Source organism: Aquitalea pelogenes, assembly GCF_001515305.1.
Classification (GTDB): domain Bacteria; phylum Pseudomonadota; class Gammaproteobacteria; order Burkholderiales; family Chromobacteriaceae; genus Aquitalea; species Aquitalea pelogenes.
In genome coordinates, this window is the sequence record NZ_LNQV01000181.1 from 1 (window position 1) to 203 (window position 203).

1 pseudogene is annotated in these 203 nt (G+C 66.0%); it reads left to right on the forward strand.

What is annotated here, in order from left to right:
• Positions 1 to 184 (forward strand): annotated as a pseudogene (locus AWT75_RS23740) (hypothetical protein); the annotation flags it as partial.
• Positions 185 to 203: the final 19 nt, after the last annotated feature.

Sequence of the window (203 nt, forward strand, 5' to 3'; positions counted from 1 at the left end):
AAGCTGCTGCCCACCATGCCGCACCGCACGCTTTGCCAGCCCGCTGGGCGTGTACGACTTCCAGAAACGCTCCAGCCTGATTCGCGTGTCTGCCGCCGGTTGCAAAGCTGCTGCCCACCATGCCGCACCGCACGCTTTGCCAGCCCGCTGGGCGTGTACGACTTCCAGAAACGCTCCAGCCTGATTCGCGTGTCTGCCGCCGG